16 protein-coding genes and 1 pseudogene are annotated in these 18,275 nt (G+C 50.7%); 6 read left to right on the forward strand and 11 right to left on the reverse strand.

The window, feature by feature from the left end:
* Nucleotides 1-17: 17 nt before the first annotated feature.
* From folE2 to QMG16_RS05340, 3 genes are read right to left on the reverse strand one after another with little or no spacing between them, the layout of a single operon-like run.
* Nucleotides 18-791 carry a GTP cyclohydrolase FolE2 gene (folE2, locus tag QMG16_RS05330; protein ID WP_281792761.1) on the reverse strand — a complete coding sequence of 258 codons (774 nt, stop codon included), beginning with the start codon at nucleotides 789-791 and terminating at the stop codon, nucleotides 18-20.
* Nucleotides 792-814: 23 nt separating this feature from the next.
* Entirely contained in the window at nucleotides 815-1,600 is a 786-nt protein-coding gene (locus tag QMG16_RS05335; RefSeq protein ID WP_281792762.1) for an ATP-binding protein, read from the reverse strand.
* Between the two features lie 21 nt (nucleotides 1,601-1,621).
* Nucleotides 1,622-2,275 (reverse strand): DUF3786 domain-containing protein, encoded by a 654-nt coding sequence (locus tag QMG16_RS05340; RefSeq protein ID WP_281792764.1) that lies wholly within the window; start codon nucleotides 2,273-2,275, stop codon nucleotides 1,622-1,624.
* Nucleotides 2,276-2,842: 567 nt separating this feature from the next.
* Between QMG16_RS05340 and QMG16_RS05345 the strand changes: the two are divergent.
* Together QMG16_RS05345 and QMG16_RS05350 are read left to right on the forward strand one after the other, a co-directional pair.
* Nucleotides 2,843-3,124, forward strand: a pseudogene (locus QMG16_RS05345) (AF1514 family protein).
* A 22-nt stretch (nucleotides 3,125-3,146) separates the two neighbouring features.
* Nucleotides 3,147-3,599 (forward strand): thioredoxin family protein, encoded by a 453-nt coding sequence (locus tag QMG16_RS05350; RefSeq protein WP_281792766.1) that lies wholly within the window; start codon nucleotides 3,147-3,149, stop codon nucleotides 3,597-3,599.
* A gap of 114 nt (nucleotides 3,600-3,713) precedes the next feature.
* Here QMG16_RS05350 and QMG16_RS05355 read toward each other — a convergent pair whose 3' ends face one another.
* The 4 genes from QMG16_RS05355 to QMG16_RS05370 all read right to left on the reverse strand — a co-directional run bounded on the left by QMG16_RS05355 (nucleotide 3,714) and on the right by QMG16_RS05370 (nucleotide 7,662).
* Entirely contained in the window at nucleotides 3,714-5,387 is a 1,674-nt protein-coding gene (locus QMG16_RS05355; protein ID WP_281792768.1) for an FAD-binding protein, read from the reverse strand.
* Between the two features lie 79 nt (nucleotides 5,388-5,466).
* Nucleotides 5,467-6,270, reverse strand: coding sequence for a 4Fe-4S dicluster domain-containing protein (locus QMG16_RS05360; RefSeq protein ID WP_281792770.1), 804 nt, complete (start codon nucleotides 6,268-6,270; stop codon nucleotides 5,467-5,469).
* Nucleotides 6,271-6,366: 96 nt separating this feature from the next.
* A complete protein-coding gene (locus QMG16_RS05365; protein ID WP_281792772.1) occupies nucleotides 6,367-7,245 on the reverse strand; it encodes a CoB--CoM heterodisulfide reductase iron-sulfur subunit B family protein in 879 nt (292 codons plus the stop codon).
* A 9-nt stretch (nucleotides 7,246-7,254) separates the two neighbouring features.
* Nucleotides 7,255-7,662: a 4Fe-4S dicluster domain-containing protein gene (locus tag QMG16_RS05370; RefSeq protein WP_281792774.1), complete on the reverse strand. Its 408-nt coding sequence runs from the start codon at nucleotides 7,660-7,662 to the stop codon at nucleotides 7,255-7,257.
* Between the two features lie 1,173 nt (nucleotides 7,663-8,835).
* Here QMG16_RS05370 and QMG16_RS05375 point away from each other — a divergent pair.
* Nucleotides 8,836-9,603, forward strand: a complete 768-nt coding sequence (locus tag QMG16_RS05375) for a 3',5'-cyclic-nucleotide phosphodiesterase (RefSeq protein ID WP_281792776.1) — start codon at nucleotides 8,836-8,838, stop codon at nucleotides 9,601-9,603.
* 90 nt (nucleotides 9,604-9,693) lie between these two features.
* Here the strand turns inward: QMG16_RS05375 and QMG16_RS05380 are convergent, their stop codons facing one another.
* From QMG16_RS05380 to QMG16_RS05395, 4 genes are all read right to left on the reverse strand, one after another.
* Nucleotides 9,694-10,842, reverse strand: coding sequence for an acyl-CoA dehydrogenase family protein (locus tag QMG16_RS05380; RefSeq protein WP_281792778.1), 1,149 nt, complete (start codon nucleotides 10,840-10,842; stop codon nucleotides 9,694-9,696).
* Nucleotides 10,843-10,854: 12 nt separating this feature from the next.
* Entirely contained in the window at nucleotides 10,855-11,706 is an 852-nt protein-coding gene (locus QMG16_RS05385; RefSeq protein WP_281792779.1) for a 3-hydroxybutyryl-CoA dehydrogenase, read from the reverse strand.
* Between the two features lie 43 nt (nucleotides 11,707-11,749).
* The gene (locus tag QMG16_RS05390) at nucleotides 11,750-12,925 is read right to left on the reverse strand and encodes an acetyl-CoA C-acetyltransferase (RefSeq protein ID WP_281792780.1); all 1,176 of its coding nucleotides are present in this window, start codon (nucleotides 12,923-12,925) and stop codon (nucleotides 11,750-11,752) included.
* A 105-nt stretch (nucleotides 12,926-13,030) separates the two neighbouring features.
* Nucleotides 13,031-13,363, reverse strand: a complete 333-nt coding sequence (locus tag QMG16_RS05395; protein ID WP_281792783.1) for a DUF167 domain-containing protein — start codon at nucleotides 13,361-13,363, stop codon at nucleotides 13,031-13,033.
* A 290-nt stretch (nucleotides 13,364-13,653) separates the two neighbouring features.
* Between QMG16_RS05395 and QMG16_RS05400 the strand changes: the two genes are divergently transcribed.
* The 3 genes from QMG16_RS05400 (at nucleotide 13,654) to QMG16_RS05410 (ending at nucleotide 18,233) form a co-directional block, all read left to right on the forward strand.
* A complete protein-coding gene (locus tag QMG16_RS05400; protein WP_281792784.1) occupies nucleotides 13,654-15,390 on the forward strand; it encodes an aldehyde ferredoxin oxidoreductase family protein in 1,737 nt (578 codons plus the stop codon).
* 483 nt (nucleotides 15,391-15,873) lie between these two features.
* On the forward strand, nucleotides 15,874-17,019 hold the full coding sequence (locus tag QMG16_RS05405) for an iron-containing alcohol dehydrogenase (protein WP_281792785.1): 1,146 nt from the start codon (nucleotides 15,874-15,876) through the stop codon (nucleotides 17,017-17,019).
* Nucleotides 17,019-18,233, forward strand: coding sequence for a two-component system sensor histidine kinase NtrB (locus QMG16_RS05410; RefSeq protein ID WP_281792786.1), 1,215 nt, complete (start codon nucleotides 17,019-17,021; stop codon nucleotides 18,231-18,233). The genes QMG16_RS05405 and QMG16_RS05410 overlap by 1 nt, the downstream gene beginning before the upstream one ends.
* Nucleotides 18,234-18,275: the final 42 nt, after the last annotated feature.

Below are 18,275 nucleotides of genomic sequence, written 5' to 3' on the forward strand. Positions count from 1 at the left end.
TCACCTCCGCGATAGTTTCATTTGTGCCGTTCGATGCATGCGTAAGCGCTATGATTATGAATAGATTCAAAATTTTCCACATCTACCTTAAACCACAAAACATTGGCGTCTTTCTTCAATGCCTTGGCGACATCACGCACGACGTCTTCCACAAATTTGGGATTCTCGTAGGCTCTTTCTGTAACGTATTTTTCATCGGGCCGTTTCAGAACGGAATACACTTCGCAGGATGCACAGTATTCAACCAGTTGGACAAGGTCTTCGATCCACATGAATCGTTTGAAGCGGACAGCGAGACGTACCATCCCTCTTTGGTTGTGAGCCCCATGAATGCTGATCTCCTTGGAACAAGGGCAAACGGTGGTGATGGGAACGTTTACTTCGAGAACCAGGTCACAGTCATCGTTCTGGTCCCGGCAGGCCGCCACACGGCAGCCATATTCCATGAGCCCTGCCGTGGCCGTAATGGGTGAGAGTTTCTTGATGAAGTATGGAAAACTGATCTCGAGGTGGGCCGATTCAGCCTGAAGCTTCGACTGCATTTCTTCAAGAATCATGGAAACCTCACGAATGTCCAGGTTGCCGTGGAATTCATTCAATATTTCAATAAACCGGCTCATGTGAGTGCCTTTGAACTCACGAGGCAGATTTACGTACATATTGATGCACGCTACGGTATGCTGCGCCCCGTTATTCTTATCCATTACCGTAAGAGGGTAACGGATATCCTTGACTCCGACCTTATCGACCCTGATGTTCCTGTGATCCATCTGATTTTGCACATCGATCATGGAATCCCTCATGTATGCTATTCTTAAGATGCAGCAACCGTCCTGATTTTTTGCAGATTTTCTGCAATTTCTTCAAGACTGGCACGGGTTTCCTCTTTCAGATCCTCGGGAAAGATTCCCTTGAGGTCCGCTTCGATCAGCTGATCGTCATATGGGATAAACCCAAGGAACCGATAGTCCGGCAAACTCCTGGTCAAAAATTCTCGATCTTTTTCTCCCCTGATTTTATTCCCCACCAGACCAATATTCGTGAGCCCGATATCCAAACCCAGATCTTTTATCCTGAGGGCAGTCTCAATGCTGCGTCGTCCCGGTTCCACAACGATAATGAGGCAATTCACCGCCTTGGAAGTCCCGCGGCCGAGGTGCTCGATTCCAGCCTCCATATCCATGACGACGATTTCGTCGCGTCTGAGAATCAGGTGTTGAACCAGATTTTTCAAAAGAACGCTCTCAGGGCAAACACAACCCGTTCCCCCTTTTTTCACGCCGCCCATCACCATGAGACGAATGCGCTCACCGCTGGGCACCGCCAGCTTTTCAGGAAGGTCATCTACCTGGGGATTCAATTTGAAAAATCCTCCAAAGCTCCCGGGAACGGATCCTGTCCGCTCAGCCACAAGCTCTTTCATTTTGGCGATGGGAACAATATTGGACGCATCTTTGATGCCGAGACCATGTCCCAGATTGGCATCGGGATCGGCATCAATGGCGAGCACGGTGTTTCCTTGACCTGCAAACCATTTCACCAAGAAAGCGGAAAGAGTGGTTTTCCCAACTCCGCCTTTACCACTGACTGCAATTTTCAATGTCTTATCCTCCACTGGAATTTATTTGAAGAGAGCCGCAGCTTGCAAACCCCGGGCAATGCCCATGAGACGATAGACAACCATCCCGCTCACCACGGCAATATCTTCCACAGCCAATTCGTTCTGAATCGCTGAATCAAACAATATACTCGCTTCCGGTTCAAATTCTTCATCCCCCTCCCAGAGAACGATTTGAAGGGCAATCCGGGGAAACACCTGGAACGCCATTCCCACATCACCCGTTTCTACGGGGAAACCTCCAAGCCTTTGCGCACACGTCCGAAAGAGATCCGCATCTTTACCAAACGTGGCGAGAAACGGGTCTCGTGCCCTTCGCTGAAAGGCGTCGAAATAAAAATGACCATCCGGAATCTGACGAAACGTGATGAGCTCCCCCGTCGCCGGCTTCCCCGTCGCATGAAGGAGATAGTGACAAATGAGGATCTTTTCCGGTAAGGGAACTTCTCCCTCCTGCCCGTCTCTGACCACATCCACCGACTCACCCACCTGAACGATTATCGGAGTCCCGAGAAATGAAAGCTTCAACCCTACAACTCCGTTATCGGAAGCCGCGATATCCACTTCAGAAGCTTTCGCCAGATCCGTCAGGTTTGATTTCTTGAGCTCCAATGCTGCAAGCCGAAAGGATTCCTTATAATCGTCTATTCGAGCCACCCGATTCCCCCTCTCTTTTCAATCTTGAGTACGAACCCAGCTCATCCGCGTTCTCACTGCAGGGCTCCACAAAACCAGATAAACTGCAACTGCAGAGGCACATGTTCGAGCATACCTTGACATCATCTTTCCCCCTCACCACCACTGTCTGGATCGGTCGAAAAATATTCGCTCTCAGTGCCGGCAACAAAACTTTGGCTCTGAAATGCCGTTTTTTTTCATTATATGTTTCAGCCGTCATATAAATCAACATATAGTTCCCCCGGAACGTTTCCGGTTCGTTCTTCCAGATGTCCCGTTCCTTGAAATCCCGTGATCCGGTGATTATGCAATGGTTGGTGTACGCACTCTTGTAGAAGTGGCGTTCTTACAGCGATTAAAGATAGTCACGGCGAGGCCCCCCTCTGACAGAAGGTTCAATTCTCAGGCGTGCGGAGTATATGAACGGCTTACAAGTATTGCTCTTGATCGCATTGAAGAAGTTTTGCCAGTGATAGCTTTCTTTCAATTTTCAGGGAAATAGAGGAGATATGATTTATGAGCGGTTGCGTTGAACTCACCAAAGCAATGCTGAAGGATCCAATAAACCTTCACATCCAAAGTGAATGGCTCGATTTTGAAGCCGCCCGAAGAATAGCCGACCGGAAGGCTCATGAAATGGCCCCGTTCTCCATGCTTTTGGCGTGGTTCGACAAGCGGAAAGCGGAATTTTCCCCCAAAGTCGAATGATGCGATGCAAAAAAGCCAGGTTGGCTCGTTTATGCTGAAAATCGCGGCGGGAAAATCATCATCAGCATCAATGATGAAGAATATGTGTTCGTCTATAAAGATCTATCGGACGCATTTTGAGAAAGGTAAAGGTTTTGAAGCAATGAACCAGGAAAGCGTTATTGTCGGTTGCACTCATTGTGGAGCCAAGAACCGCATTCCCAAAAATCGGCTGAAAGATCGCGCAACTTGCGGTAAATGCCACCATCCGCTTACTCTTTCAGCCCGCTACCCGGAGGATCCTGTAGAGGTGACCGACCAAAGCTTCAACAGTGAGGTCCTCGGTTTTCCGGGACCGGTCGTCGTATTTTTCTGGCAGCCCTGGTGCGGGTACTGCCAAAGGTTGATGCCGGATTTCAATGCATTGGCTCGGGAATATTCCGGCCGCATCAAGTTCGCTAAAATTCACCTGGATCGGAATCCCATCTCCGGAGGCAACTATACAGTACAAAGCGTGCCCACCCTCATCCTGATGAAAAGGGGAAGGCAGGTCGACCGCATTGTGGGAGCGCTTCCCAAAATGGAATTGGATCGGCGCTTGCGTGTACTCCTTTGAGCCGGACTTGCCCGCGCGACAAACGAAAATGCAAAAAAACGGGGTACCCTCCAACATCAGGGTACCCCAAGGATTTCTTCAATAAAGACTCTTATGTACTCTTAGCGATGGAACTTATTCGGCTTCCAGCTTGCCCTGAACTTCCAGAAGGCGACGTGCGGCAACTTCATCGGTCGAGTAATCCGGCAGCAGAATGGGCGCTACCATGGGGTTCTCGATACCTGCTTCGGCAAGTTCCTTCTCGTACTTCACCACATGATCCAGCGTCAGCTTCTTCAATTCAACACCGTTCTTTACATACTTGGCGGCAGCGACACCGGAACGGCGACCGAAAGTGATAACATCCTGAAGGCTGTTGCCCATCAGGCGGTTTTCACCGTGCAGACCGCCGGTACATTCGCCGGCGCTGTAGAGACCGGGGATAGAGGTTTCGCAGTCTGCGTTGATGGCGATACCACCGTTCTGATAGTGGAGTGTGGGATAAACGAGCATCGGTTCCTTGCTGATGTCGATGCCGTGGCGTTCGAACTGAATGAACTTGGCGGGAAGTTCGCGGCGAACCGTCCCCTCTCCGTGAAGCATGTCGATCATGGGCGAATCCAGCCACAGGCCGTAACGTCCGGTAGGAGTCAAAACAGCCTTGCCCACTTCAATGGCTTCCTTGATCAATTCAGCGGATTCAACGTCGCGAGGTTCAAGGGGGAAGCAGAATTGCTCGCCGTCGATGTTGAGCACGTGGGCACCCAGACCGCGGACTTTTTCCGTGATGAGCAGACCGACGTTCTGTTCGGGATAGGCTACACCCGTGGGGTGATACTGGGTGGAAAAGAGGCATGTCGTCCCGACACCTGCGCGGTAAGCTAGAACGACACCATCCATGGTGGCGCCGTAATGGTTGGTACACGCAAATCCCTTGATGTGCAGTCGGCCGTTTCCACCCGTCGCGATGATGGTGGCCTTGGCCTTGGCAATAAAGAACTCGCGGGTTTCCATGTTGTAGAGAATCGCGCCCGCACACTTTCCGTCTTCGTCCAGGATCAATTCAACGGCGGGAGTGAATTCAAGGATCGTGATCTGATCCCCACGGTTACGGGCTTCATCCCTCAACACGCGCATGATTTCAGCACCTGTCATGTCACCGGCCGAATTCATACGCTTACGGCTGGAACCGCCGAAATGGCGGGACATGAGGCGGCCATCGGGGAACTTGTTGAACATCATGCCGAGGCTTTCCAGCCAGGCGATGGAAAGGGGGGCATCATGAGCCAAAGCGGCCACCAGGTCGGGCTGGTTGGTGAAGTGGCCGCCACCGATGGTATCCATATAATGGTAATAGGGGGAATCGGCTTCCTGCACTGCAGCCTGAATACCACCTTCAGCCATCATGGTATTGGCATCCCCGTGACGCAGCTTGGTGGTCATGATGACGCGAACACCCGCATCGGCGGCTAAAAGTGCTGCAGAGGTCCCTGCACCGCCGCCACCGATGATCAGGACGTCTGTTTCGAAATCCGCATGTGAAAGGTCGACATTTTCAGGGCGAAGCATGGAACGGGATTCCAGCATGGAAGCGACTTCTTCAGGCAATACCAGGCCCTTATCAGCACCCGTTCTTACAGGGCGACGGCCTTCCTTCTGATAGTCGGGATGGAATTTCTCAAGAACAACAGCCCGCTCTTCCAAGGTCAATGCAGGGTAGTTCTCGCCGCGGCGCGCTCTTTCCAGACGTGCGGGCCGAGTGGCTTCAACCCTCTTGATCAACTCTTTCATTTCCGGAGTGTAACCCATAGTATTCTCCTCATACTCCCTAACAAATTTTAATATTTGTCTTTTTAAAGTCTATCAGCAGTCTCTACAAAACGTGGGATCAAAGATACGGATCGCTTGCAGGCATCCAGGTTCCGTTGGGAGCCATATCCGGTTCACGTTCCCTTTCTTTATAGCGCTTTTCCAGCTCTTCATGGCTCATGGTCTGAAGCTGCTTCAGCAGATCGTCATACTTGCCCGATTCGATCTCTTTGACCCGCTTGGCAAGGTGCTCGGCCTTGGGCATGATATATTTTCCGTACATGCGGCGGGCCAGCTGGGCGATGTGGTACTGGGGCAGTTCACCCATGCAACGGCTGGCGCACATGCCGCACTGGATGCAGTCGAAGGAAAGTTCTGCGGCTTTGGCAATATCCCCCTGCTTTAAAGCGGAGATATAACCCAATACATCCACCCCCATAGGGCATGCCTTGGTACAGTTGTTACAAGCCACACAACGGAACAGCTCGGGATAAAGTGCATAGATCGTCTCGGGGGTAGGCTCGAGATCTTCAATTTTGTAGGCTGCGCGGTTTGCGGGATAGAAAGGAATCTGAGCCAGGTACATGTTGGGCTCTACGACCGTCTGGCAGGCAAGACCAAAATGCAGCTTGTAGTCGCCGGGCTTGCGATATACGGTAGGGCAGGCACCGCAAATACCACCACGGCAGCCGGCACCCCTCAGGAACTTGAAGCCGGCATATTCCATAGCTTTCATGATGGTCAGAGTCTCGGGAACTTCGTACTTCTTTCCCATGATATAGACTGGAATGGTCTTCGCCCCTTCGGGGAGAATGGCCCGGTCGCCCGTTGCAACCTGTACTTTCTTTTTTGGCTTGGATTCACTGCTTTCATGATGCGACATATTCAATTCTCCTGAGAAAAACTGTTAGTAACTTCATATGATCGTCAAGATCAACCCCTCGGCTGTTCTGAGTGAACCTCATCCGACAGCGTCTTTTCAAACGGGGAAATTTTTAGTCTTAAGAAATTCCGATGAGCACTTGCTGTTGAGGTCAAATCGGCAGGCCTCATTCCCCAGACCCAACGCCATGGCGAGCAATTGAGTGAAGTAGTAAACAGGAACTTCTTTGGAAAGCTTCTTTTTGGCTATGACCTCAGGCTGCTTCTTGGAAAGGTTGAATTCACAGAGAGGACAGCTGAGCACCACGGCTTCTGCGCCCGCATTTAGAGCGGAATTGAGAATCTGACCACTCACGTCGTTGGCTGCATCGGGATTGGCCAGAATCTGATAAGAACCGCAGCAAGTGGTGGCATCCGCGAAATCTATGGGTGTTGCACCGATGGCTTCAAGAAACTCCCCCATGATCTTCGTATCGCCTATGGGTTCGATGGCTACATTGCGGGGACGCACCAGAGTACAGCCGTAATACATAGCCACCTTCAGGCCATTGAGAGGAACTTTCACGGCTGCGCGCACCTTATCCCAACCGACCTGGTCGCGCAGGAAGTTCAGGAAATGAACTACTTCCACTTCCCCGTTGTAATCCCTCTCTTCGTTCATGAAGTCGTTGATTGTCTTCCTCTTCACCTCATCTTGCCTCATCAGCAAATTTGCCCGCGCAAGGGTGTTGTAGCACATCGAGCAGAGAGTAACGACCGTGTCGCTCCCCTGTTCCAGTGCGCGAACCAGGTCACGCACAGGAGCCACTTGGTGAATGAGATCGTCGTCAGCGAGAGAGTGAACGGCGCCACAGCAGTTCCAACGGGTCAACTCCTCAAAATCCACACCGAGGGCGGCCATTGAGGCGACTGCAGCGTCCTCCAAGTTTTTCGCTTTCGTCTTCAGGGTACATCCTGGATAATAGCTGACTTTCATATCACTCCTCTAACTTGTCAATTTTCTGAAGCAGCTGACCATAGCAATCTGGGGCAAATCGCGGACCGTCTCGGCGTCAAGCTTCGAAGGTTCATACATATTGACGTTTTTCCTAAGGGTCAGAAGCCGGATAGCCTCCATGACTTTGGCAATGTCAATGCCTCTCGGGCAATTCACAGTACAGGAATGGCAAGAAGCACACATCCAATAACTCTTGGCATCCATAACGGCATCTTCCAAACCAAGCTGTGTCATTCGCATGATCTTGCGCGGAACAACATCCACCTTGTCGGACATGGGGCATGCGCCACCGCAGGTGCCACACTGAAAGCACATGTTGATGTCCTGCCCGCTGAGTTTGATGACTTTCTCGATGAAGTCACGCTTGATGGTTTTCTCTGAAATTTCAATCGGCATGGTTTCCCTCGTTTCGTAAAAATGTTTTCGATAAGAACCTCTCACCGGCTCTTATCAACCGGCCAACTCACATCCAGAAACTTCCTTGCACTTCATTCTCTTTGCCAGAAACTTCATCCAACACAGCCATCTTCAGGACAGAGAATCCGCTTCTGAATGAAAATCAACCACGTGATACCTTACTTTGCAGACCGACGAACAAAATCCAACCCCTTCATGTTGCATATATCTACATGTCGGGCGCAACGCCATCCCTTCAATCACCGGCAATAGTTCGAGAGTTATAATCTTCACGAAGTCTTTTCCGCTACACATAACCCAACACATATTTGAAGACAAGAATCAGTCGTAAATCTTTCCCCCGCCATTCCAAGGGGCTCATCGAAACCACATACCACCCAATGGGCAATCTCCCACACAACCCTTTCCGCGACTTGTCTTAACAAATCTGTTTCAACCAATCCTTGTGATTTCTTCCACGAGTCTTCATCTGCGCCTCCCTTTTTTCCTGCATGAGTCCGTCCGAGTTACCGACCGCCCCGACAAACCGGATGCATTTTAAATGAACTGACCGGACGCGCATCTCCAATCATACAACAGGGATTTCCAGCAACGGGAAAACCCATTGCGCATCACATTCCAAAGTTCAAACCGATTTTTAAAAGGGGGCTTATTCGAACTACAGGGAAAAAAAGGCGGAAGAATCAAGAGGGAGGAAACTACTCCTCGGTTCTCAAAGCATGTAACCCAAAACGGCACGTTGAAAAAATCAACGCAAAAATTTGGAATTAAGCCGAACAGCAACATCAAACCTGGGTCACTCCGCTTGGATTGTGAAGCGCATCAGATAGTTAAAGACCTCTAACAGACCGAGCTGTCAACATCAGAATGAACATGAGAGCTTGGGAAATCCAATTCAAGTTTGGTTTTTATTATATTCCCTTATGTTTTGTCAAATTTTTTCATCAGCATAAAACGGATCTTGCTTTAAAGGTAAAAACCTCAGCTTTTCATCCATTTGGAATCATCTCGCACTCAAAAAGGCCGATAAAAAGTTTCAGTTTAAAATTCTTGAAAAATCTTTACAATTCCTCTCCGGACGAAGAACGCCAGCCATAACGGCAGGAAACGAAAAATTCATCATTTTATCGGTTAAAATAAAAGAAAGACATTATGAAAATCAGAGTGCTCGGTGCATCCGGTTCCGAAGTTCCGGGACACAATTCCCCTGCTTTTCTGGTGGATGAATTTCTCCTGATGGATGCAGGAACTATTTCTCTTTCCCTGGACAGGGACTCACAATGCAAAATCACTCACATTTTCCTGACACATGCCCATCTGGACCATATCAAAGGCATTCCATTCCTGGTCGATAATATCGTTTCCACAAATCAGGCATGCGCTCTGACCATCCTCAGTGGTAAAGAGGTTTTGAAGGATCTGAAAAAACATCTGTTCAACAACAGGATCTGGCCCGACTTCAGCCGTCTTCCAAAACATGATGCACCTGTTATGAGGTATCAGGAAATCTCAACGCGAAATTTCATTGAAGTGCATGGATATAGAATCTACTCGACACCAGTCCATCACTCGGTCCCGGCCTATGGCTATATGATTGAAGATCCGGAGGGAAATGCGGTTCTCTATACGGGAGATACGGGACCTACGGAAAAAATCTGGACGCGCATGCGCAAACACAACGTCAAAGCCTTGATCACCGAGGTTTCCTTTCCCGACGAATTGGAAGAGCTTGCGAGGGTTTCAGGACATTTAACCCCTTCCCTCCTCAAAGGAGAGATCCAAAAGATGCCCGTCCTGCCGGCAAGAATTTACATCAGCCATTTAAAGCTTCATTACAAGCACCTCATAGAAAAACAACTCGCCACAGTAGACGCACCGCCTATTGTTCTCCTCAAAGACAACATGCTCCTTTATGTATGATCTTCATATGATTTTCAAGGGACACAAAAAAACCCGCCTCATTCGAAACCAGTGGTTTGAAAAAGGCGGGGCAGTCCGGAGCGGGATCTGTTATTTCAGCAGGTCTCGCGCGATGATGAGACGTTGAATTTCGCTCGTCCCTTCATAGATCGAAGTGATTCGAACATCCCGTGTAAAGCGCTCTACGGGGAAATCGGCCGTGTACCCATAGCCGCCCAGAATCTGCAGCGCATCGTAGCAGGCCTTGTTGGCGGATTCCGTTGCATACACTTTGGCCATGGAAGCTTCTTTGGCGTAAGGCTTCTTTTGATCCTTCAAGCTGGCCGCACGGAGCAGCAACAACTGGGACGCTTCGAGGCGGGTATAGTTGTCGGCGATCATCCATTGAATGGCCTGAAGATTGGAGATCGGTTTATCGAACTGGATTCTCTCCTTGGCGTAAGCGGTGGCGCAATCCATCGCGGCAAGTCCGATGCCCAGAGCCATGGACCCGATGCCGATACGTCCTCCGGCCAGTTCGGAAACCGCGATGCGAAAACCGTCGTTCACCTTTCCGAGCACGTTTTCTTTGGGAACACGGCAGTTTTCGAAACGCAGTTCGTTCGTGGAAGAGGCATGCTGCCCCATCTTCTTCTCGTCTTTTCCCACGATAAAGCCGGGAAAGGAGGGTTCCACGAGGAAGGCGGTGATACCCTTCCCTTTTTTCACTTCCTTGTCCGTTACGGCCCACACGACAAAAACACCGGCATATTCCGCACTGGTGATGAAGATCTTGCCGCCGTTCAGAACGTATTCATCGCCATCCAGAACGGCGGATGTACGCATGGAGGCCGGGTCGGAGCCGGCGCAGGTTTCAGTGAGTCCGAAGCTGCCGGCGGCCCATTCACCACTACAGAGGGGGGGAATATATTTTTGCTTCTGCTCTTCCGTCCCCACCACCTGAATGACTTCTGCAACCATGTTGGTAACGGATGTGGTCACCGCCGTAGAAGCACAGGCACGGCCCAGCTCCGTCATCGCCAGGGAAAAAGAAACAACCCCTGCGCCCGTTCCGCCATACGCGGGATCGACATTCAGCCCCATGAAGCCCAATTCGGCGAGCTTTCGAAGGTTTGCCTTGAGGATCTCGCGATTCTTCGTCTGGTCCAGTTCGGCTGCAACGGGTTCCAGTTCACGCTTGGCGAATTTTGCAGCTGTATCTTGAATGATTTTTTGTTCTTCAGTCAGTTCAAAATCCATATGCACCCCATTTTATTTATATTCGTAGAATCCGCGTCCAGACTTTCTCCCAAGCCATCCCGCCTCAACATACTTACGCAGGAGAGGACACGGGCGATATTTGGAGTCACAGAAACCTTCATAGAGGGTTTCCATGATGGCAAGGCAGGTGTCCAGGCCGATGAGATCTGCCAGCGTAAGGGGCCCCATGGGATGGTTCATTCCAAGCTTCATGACGGTATCGATGGCTTCGGGGGTGCCGACGCCGTGATAGAGAGCATAAACGGCCTCGTTGATCATGGGCATGAGAATACGGTTGGCGATAAAACCCGGAAAATCACTGGATTCCGCCGGAGTTTTGCCGAACTTGATGGAAAGGTCCCATGTCACTTTGAACGTTTCATCTGAAGTGGCAAGACCACGAATCACTTCCACCAGCTTCATAACCGGCACGGGATTCATGAAGTGCATGCCGATGACCTTTTCTGGACGTTTGGTTTGGGCGGCGATACGGCCGATGGGAATCGAAGAGGTGTTGCTGGCAAGGATGGTCTCAGGACTGCAGATCTTGTCCAGGTCCTGAAAGATTTTGAACTTGATGGGTTGATTCTCTGTGGCGGCTTCCACAACATAATCGGCCGCTTCAAGATCCTGAAGGTTCACACTGGTTTTGATGCGCCCCAGAACCGCAGACTTTTCCTCTGCAGTCATTTTGCCCTTCTCCACATTCTTGGAAAGAATGCCGGTGATATTGTTCAGACCACGCTGTACGAACTCCTCCTTGATATCGTTCATGATGACCTGAAGCCCGCTCATGGCGGCTACCTGAGCGATCCCGTTTCCCATTTGTCCGGCACCAATCACTCCAAACGTTTTCACTTCCATCTGCACCTTATCTCCTTCCATGCATTTCAAAGTTAAACCACCTCTATCGTCTGACCAGCATAGCAACTGCCTCTCCACCACCAAGGCAGAGGGAGACCAAACCAACTTTTTTGTCCTGTCGCATCATTTCATAGAGCAACGTCACAAGCAATCTGCAACCACTTGCTCCAATGGGATGCCCGAGGGCCACGCTTCCACCATTGACATTCACCTTGGCGGGGTCCAGCTTCAGTTCGCGCAGGACCGCCACCGTAGAACCGCTGAAAGCCTCGTTGATTTCATAAAGATCCACATCTTCCAGCCCGAGGCCTTCCTTTTTCAGGCACTTGGGAACCGCCCATATGGGAGCTACCAGAACATATTTCATATCGATACCGGCAGAGGCCTGAGCGCCAATGGTTGCCAGGATCTTACAGCCCAATGCTTCGGCCTTTTCACGCGCCATAACGACAACGGCAGCAGCCCCGTCACTGATGATGGAGGCGTTTCCAGCAGTGGTCAAGCCGTCCTTCTTGAAAGCCGGCCTCATTTTGGAGAGCACCTCGTAAGGAGTTTCCTTGGGACACTCGTCCTGCGAGAAGAGAACAGGGTCCCCTTTGCGCTGCGGGAGAGGCACGGGAACGATTTCATCCTTGAATCTTCCCTCTTGTATGGCGACAAGCGCCCGTCGGTAAGATTCGGCCGCATAACGATCCTGGTCCTCACGTGAAACATTGTATCGTTCGGAACAGAGCTCGTTGGAAATGCCCATATGAAAATCATTTACAATATCCCAAAGGCCATCGTGAACCATGTGATCCCGAATGGTTCCATCTCCCATACGATATCCAAAGCGAGCCTTGTCCAGGTAAAAAGGAGCCATACTCATACTTTCCATGCCGCCGGCAACCACTATGTCCGCGTCACCCACCTGAATGGCCTGAGCTGCCAACATTACGGATTTCAATCCGGAACCGCATACTTTATTGACCGTGATGCATTCCACTTCCCATGGCATCCCGGCCTGGACTGTCGCCTGCTTTGCAGGATTCTGTCCATACCCGCAAGGAAGCACCATCCCCATGATCGCTTCGTTGACTTCTTCCTTGCCGATCCCAGCCCTGCGAATGGCTTCTTCCATGACGATCGCACCCAATTTTGTGGCTCCAATTCCGGTGAGAGAGCCGTTGAAGCTCCCCAGTGGAGTCCGCACCGCACTCACAATAACCGCTTCTCGCATGTTTGCTCCCTTTCAAAGTATGCGTTTGCCTCTTATATTCTTCGAAAATGCTGAAAAACCCTTTTATCAAAAGGTGTCGCCTTTTACAAAAAAAATATCATTACATCAAACTTTCCCGGCTGCAGTCCCCTGAACTACACCCTTTTCATGTAAAATCGACTCAAGAACTTCAGATGAAATACCGCGGATCAAGATACTCTTCTGACGGGACTTATGCCCCTGAATGATTTCCAGATCGGATTTGGAGACATTCAGTAGCTTGGCCAGGAACTTGATGCATTCCTTGTTCGCTTCCCCTTCCACGGGTGGAGCCGTCAATCGCACCTTCAAGCTTCCCTGGTGTATTCCGACCAGTTCATTCCTGGCGGCTTTCGGCTGTACATAAATATCCAGAACAGTTCCATCAAGCTTTTGGTGTATAAATGGCAAAGAATTCATAAGCCTCTTTCCATTGCACTGCGCTTTTTTGAAGTGCGTTTCGATTTGCACGGGAAATAGATTTTGCACCATGGAGGTTGCATCGTCAAAGTTTTACAATGAGTCCCAAAAATATTGTGCCAAAATTGATATATTTACAAGCTAATTGGAATATGTTCTTAGAAGAAAAGTCGACAGTCTATGCTTGACTTGAATGATTTGAACTATCCGAAACCATGGCATTCTTCAAAGACACGGGCAGGATGTGAACTGAAACATTTTCTGGCATTAAAGGGGACAGGAGGTTAGCGATGGACAAAATATTACGCATCGACACTGGAGCGCAAGGCGGTCCTAGGGCCAAAGAGGAGCCGGTGGGAGCATATGCCGGCATGGGGGGAAGGGCTCTCACTTCAACCCTGGTTTACAAAGAAGTTCCTCCCCTTTGCCATGCATTGGGGGCCGAGAACAAGCTGGTCATTGCGCCGGGCTTACTCAGCGGAACCACAGGGGCTATGTCGGGCCGCCTGTCCATAGGGGCCAAGAGCCCCCTTACGGGGGGCATCAAGGAAGCCAACGCGGGTGGACAACCGGCTCAGGTGCTGGCCCGCCTTGGCTATGCAGCCATTGTCCTTGAAGGAAAACCTGAAACCGACGATCTCTACAAGATTTTCATCAACAAAGACGGCGTCAAAATCGAAAAAGACAACAGCCTCAAAATGCTTCCCAACTACGATCTCATCGAAAGGATGAAGAAAGAGTACGGAGACCAGATCGCCTGCATCTCCATAGGGACGGCGGGTGAAATGAAAATGTGCGCCGCATCCATCGCCTGCACCGATCCCGAGCTCAGACCCACACGCCATGCCGGCCGCGGAGGGCTTGGAGCCGTCATGGGTTCCAAGGGCATCAAGGTCATCGTGCTCGACGACACGGGCATGAAGATGCGCTCCCCGAAAGACCCTGAAAAATTCAAGGAAGCCAACAAGAAATTTGTGGCGGGCTTGAGAGGTCATGCCGTCACGGGACAGGGTCTTCCCGCCTACGGTACCAACATTCTTACCAACATCTTGAACGAAGCGGGTGGATACCCCACCTATAATTTCAAGCAGGGCCGCTTCGACGGCGCTCACAAGATCAGCGGGGAAACCCAGGCCGAAACCGAGACCGCCCGCGGAGGACTGGCTACCCACGGTTGTCACCGGGGATGCGTCATTCGGTGTTCGGGGATTTATAACGACAAGGACGGCCATTTTCTCACCAAACAACCCGAATACGAGACCGTCTGGGCTCACGGCGGCAACTGCGGCATCTGCGATCTCGATGACATCGCCATGATGGATTTTCTCGATGACAACTACGGCCTTGACACCATCGAGATGGGAGTCACCATCGGGGTGGCCATGGATGCCGGCCTGATCAAATTCGGAGATTCCAAGGGGGCCATCGACCTGATGCACCAGGTGGGCAAAGGCACTCCTTTAGGGCGTATCCTGGGCAGTGGAGCCGCCGTTGCGGGCAAGGTCTTTGGAGTAGAGCGGGTTCCCGTGGTGAAAAACCAAGCTCTTCCCGCCTATGACCCCCGTGCGGTGCAGGGCATCGGAGTCACTTACGCCACAAGCCCCATGGGAGCCGACCACACGGCGGGCTATGCCGTAGCCACCAATATCCTCAAGGTGGGAGGCGATGTCGATCCCCTCAAACCGGAAGGTCAGGTGGAACTCTCGCGCAACCTGCAGATCGCCACTGCCGCCATTGATTCCACCGGCATGTGCCTTTTCATCGCCTTTGCCCTTCTGGACCAGCCTGAAACCTTCCAGGCCATGCTCGACATGATCAACGCCTTCTACGGGCTCAACCTCACAGGCGACGACGTGACAGCACTGGGCAAACAGATCCTCAAGACGGAACGGGCTTTCAACACTCAGGCTGGGTTTACCGCACAACATGACCGCCTGCCCCGCTTCTTCACCACCCAACCCGTAGCGCCTCACAATGTCACTTTTGGTGTCAAAGATGAAGAGCTCGACCAGGTCTTCAATTGGTAGCCCATTTCATTGACAGCCCTTTACAATGAAATGATTCACCCATGGGGGAGATTTTTTCGGCCCCCCCATGGGACACGCCCTGCAAGGATTGCCTTCCCGCCACCGTCCCCCATCAAGCCCTTTCCTCTCCCGAGATAGTGCCCGCCAAGAAAATTCGAATTTCTTCTTTCCTCAGAATTTCTTTACGGTTATTTAAGAAGGAAACGTGCACGTTACATAGAAAATAGACTTCCGAGGGCTTATTTCATCATGCAGGGTACCGCTCCGGAATGACAATTCATATGAAAAAAAGGCTCATGGTTCATAGCTCATGGCTCATGCTGACGTCGTTTTTCAGTAGCGTTTCCCGCTTTCCCTCTTGCCTTCCATCTCTTTGCCTTTTTTTCATCTTTCGCCGTGACCGTTCTGGTTATGGGATTTTATAAAATTTTCGTCTATTTTTCTCGCCCCTCTCTATCATTTTGATCAAGAAGGCAATCATTCATGAACAATGTACATAAATTTTCCATTCCTGAAATCATTTTTGGACGTGGAAGCCTCAGCTATACCGGCCTCTGTGCCCGGCAGCTTGGGGGTGAAAAAGTCTTTTTAGTGAGTGACAGGGGTCTGGAAGATGCGGGTTGGGTCAGACGCGTCATCGAAATCCTGGAGAGAGAGAAACTCCGCTGGATTTATTATTCCGATATCTCCTCAAACCCACGGGACTATCAAACTCATGCCGGGGCAAAATACTATCTCGAAGAGGAAGCAGATGTCATTATTGCCCTGGGTGGAGGAAGTCCAATGGACGCTGCCAAAGGAATTGCGCTTGTGGCAAGCAACGGTGGACGGATTCAGGACTACGAAGGAGCCAACCGCATTCATCGTCCCCTTCCCCCCATGGTATTCATTCCGTCAACAGCGGGGAGTGGTTCCGATATTTCACAGTTTTCCATCATCACGGATGTGGAGCGGCAGGTGAAAATGTCCATAATCAGCCGGACTCTCGTTCCCAACATTTCCATTATAGATCCCTTGGTCTTGCAGACTAAAAGCGAAGAACTCATTATAGCCGCCGCTGTCGATGCCCTGTGTCACGCGATTGAATCCTTCGTATCCAAAATCGCTTCGCCTTTTACGGAACTGCAATCCATGCAAGCCATTCAATTGATTATGAAGAACATAAGATCGGCAATTGACACACATTCCCTGGAGAGCCTGGAGCAGTTGAGTATTGCGAGCACCGCTGCCGGAATGGCTTTCAGCAACGCCGGTCTGGGTGCGGAACACGCACTTGCTCACTCCCTCGGGGGAATGTTCGATACCCTGCATGGATTGGTCCATCCCATCTTGCTTCCGCACGTCATGCGTTACAACCTTCCGGCCTGTACGGAAAAGATCGCCGCCATTGGTGAAGTCTTTCTCGGTAAGCGTTTGAAAACGGATAGAGAAACGGCGGTAGCTGGCATCGAGAAGATCGAAGCATTTTGCCATTCCTTTGGAGTTCCCGTACATCTTGAAGATGTCGTTCAGAACCGCTCACAACTGCCGGAACTTGCAAAAATGGCGGCCAACGATGTTTGCCTGCTGACCAATCCCCGCCAGGCGAGTTGGGAGGATCTCATGCATATTTGTGAGGAGGCCTGGTGATGAGCGAAAAACCGACTTTGGATGATTTGATCGGCATCGAGTACGCCAAACTGGGGTTCTTCAGAGAGGTCCAGGAAAAGGTAGCGGAATTACAGGCTTCCAATCTCAAACTGGAACTCAAGCGACGCCATATTCAGGGAATACTGGACGGCATAACAGATGTGATGGCCATTCTTACCCTCGATTTCCGCATCACGTCGGTCAATCACGTTTACTACGATATCTTTAAGGAAACGCAGCCTGTTGGAAAATATTGTTTCGAGGTCTTCCGGCAGCAGAAGGAGCGATGTTCCTCCTGCCCCGTGGTCATCGCGCTCGACACGAACCGCGTATGCAGACAGCTCGATATTTTCTCCGTAGGGGGCAAGAACCGCCATTTTGAGATCACGGCATCTCCCCTTCGAAATTCTGAGGGGAATCCCTGTCATATTTTGCTGCTGAAGCGTGATGTTACCCTCGAAAAGGAATACCAGGCGAAATATTACCAGGCCCAGCAAATGGCGACTGTTGGCGCCCTGGCTGCAGGCGTTGCCCATGAGATCAACAACCCATTGACCGCCATTTCGGGGTTTGCCGAGGGATTGAAACGTCGGTTGCCAAAACTGAAAGAACAAGTAGACAAAGATCTCGCTGAAGATTTCGACGAATATATCAATATCATCCTTAAAGAATGCCGCCGTTGCCAGGGTATCGTTCAGAATCTCCTGGATTTTGGCCGCCCGAAATCCAACGACTTTCGTTCCGTAAATCTCAACATGGTGGTCCGGGACACACTCAAGCTACTTCAAAATCACCTGAAGTATTATCCAGAAGGACATGTGCGCCAGGAACTTCAGGAACCTCTTCCATTCATCCAGGCGGATGCGTCACAATTGAAGCAGGTGGTGCTCAACTTGCTTTTCAACGCGCTGGATGCAACTCAGGGAAGGGGGACCGTTATCCTGCGCACGTTTTCAACGAACGACCAATGGGTGGGGCTGGCCGTGGAAGACAACGGCTGTGGTATTCCATCAGAAAATCTTGACAAGCTTTTCGAACCCTTCTTTACCACCAAACCGGCTGGCAAGGGCATCGGTATCGGACTGTCGACGTGTTATAATATTATTCAAAATCACGGTGGAGAAATTTTAGTCTGCAGCGAAGTCGAGAAAGGCTCGACCTTTCTTGTGCGACTGCCGACTGAACCATCTACCCCTCTTGTTTTAGTCGTTTAGCCAGGCTGCATGATCTGACGGTCCACACCTGTAATTTGCCAT

The organism is Desulforhabdus amnigena (assembly GCF_027925305.1).
In the GTDB taxonomy this organism is placed as follows: Bacteria; Desulfobacterota; Syntrophobacteria; order Syntrophobacterales; family Syntrophobacteraceae; genus Desulforhabdus; species Desulforhabdus amnigena.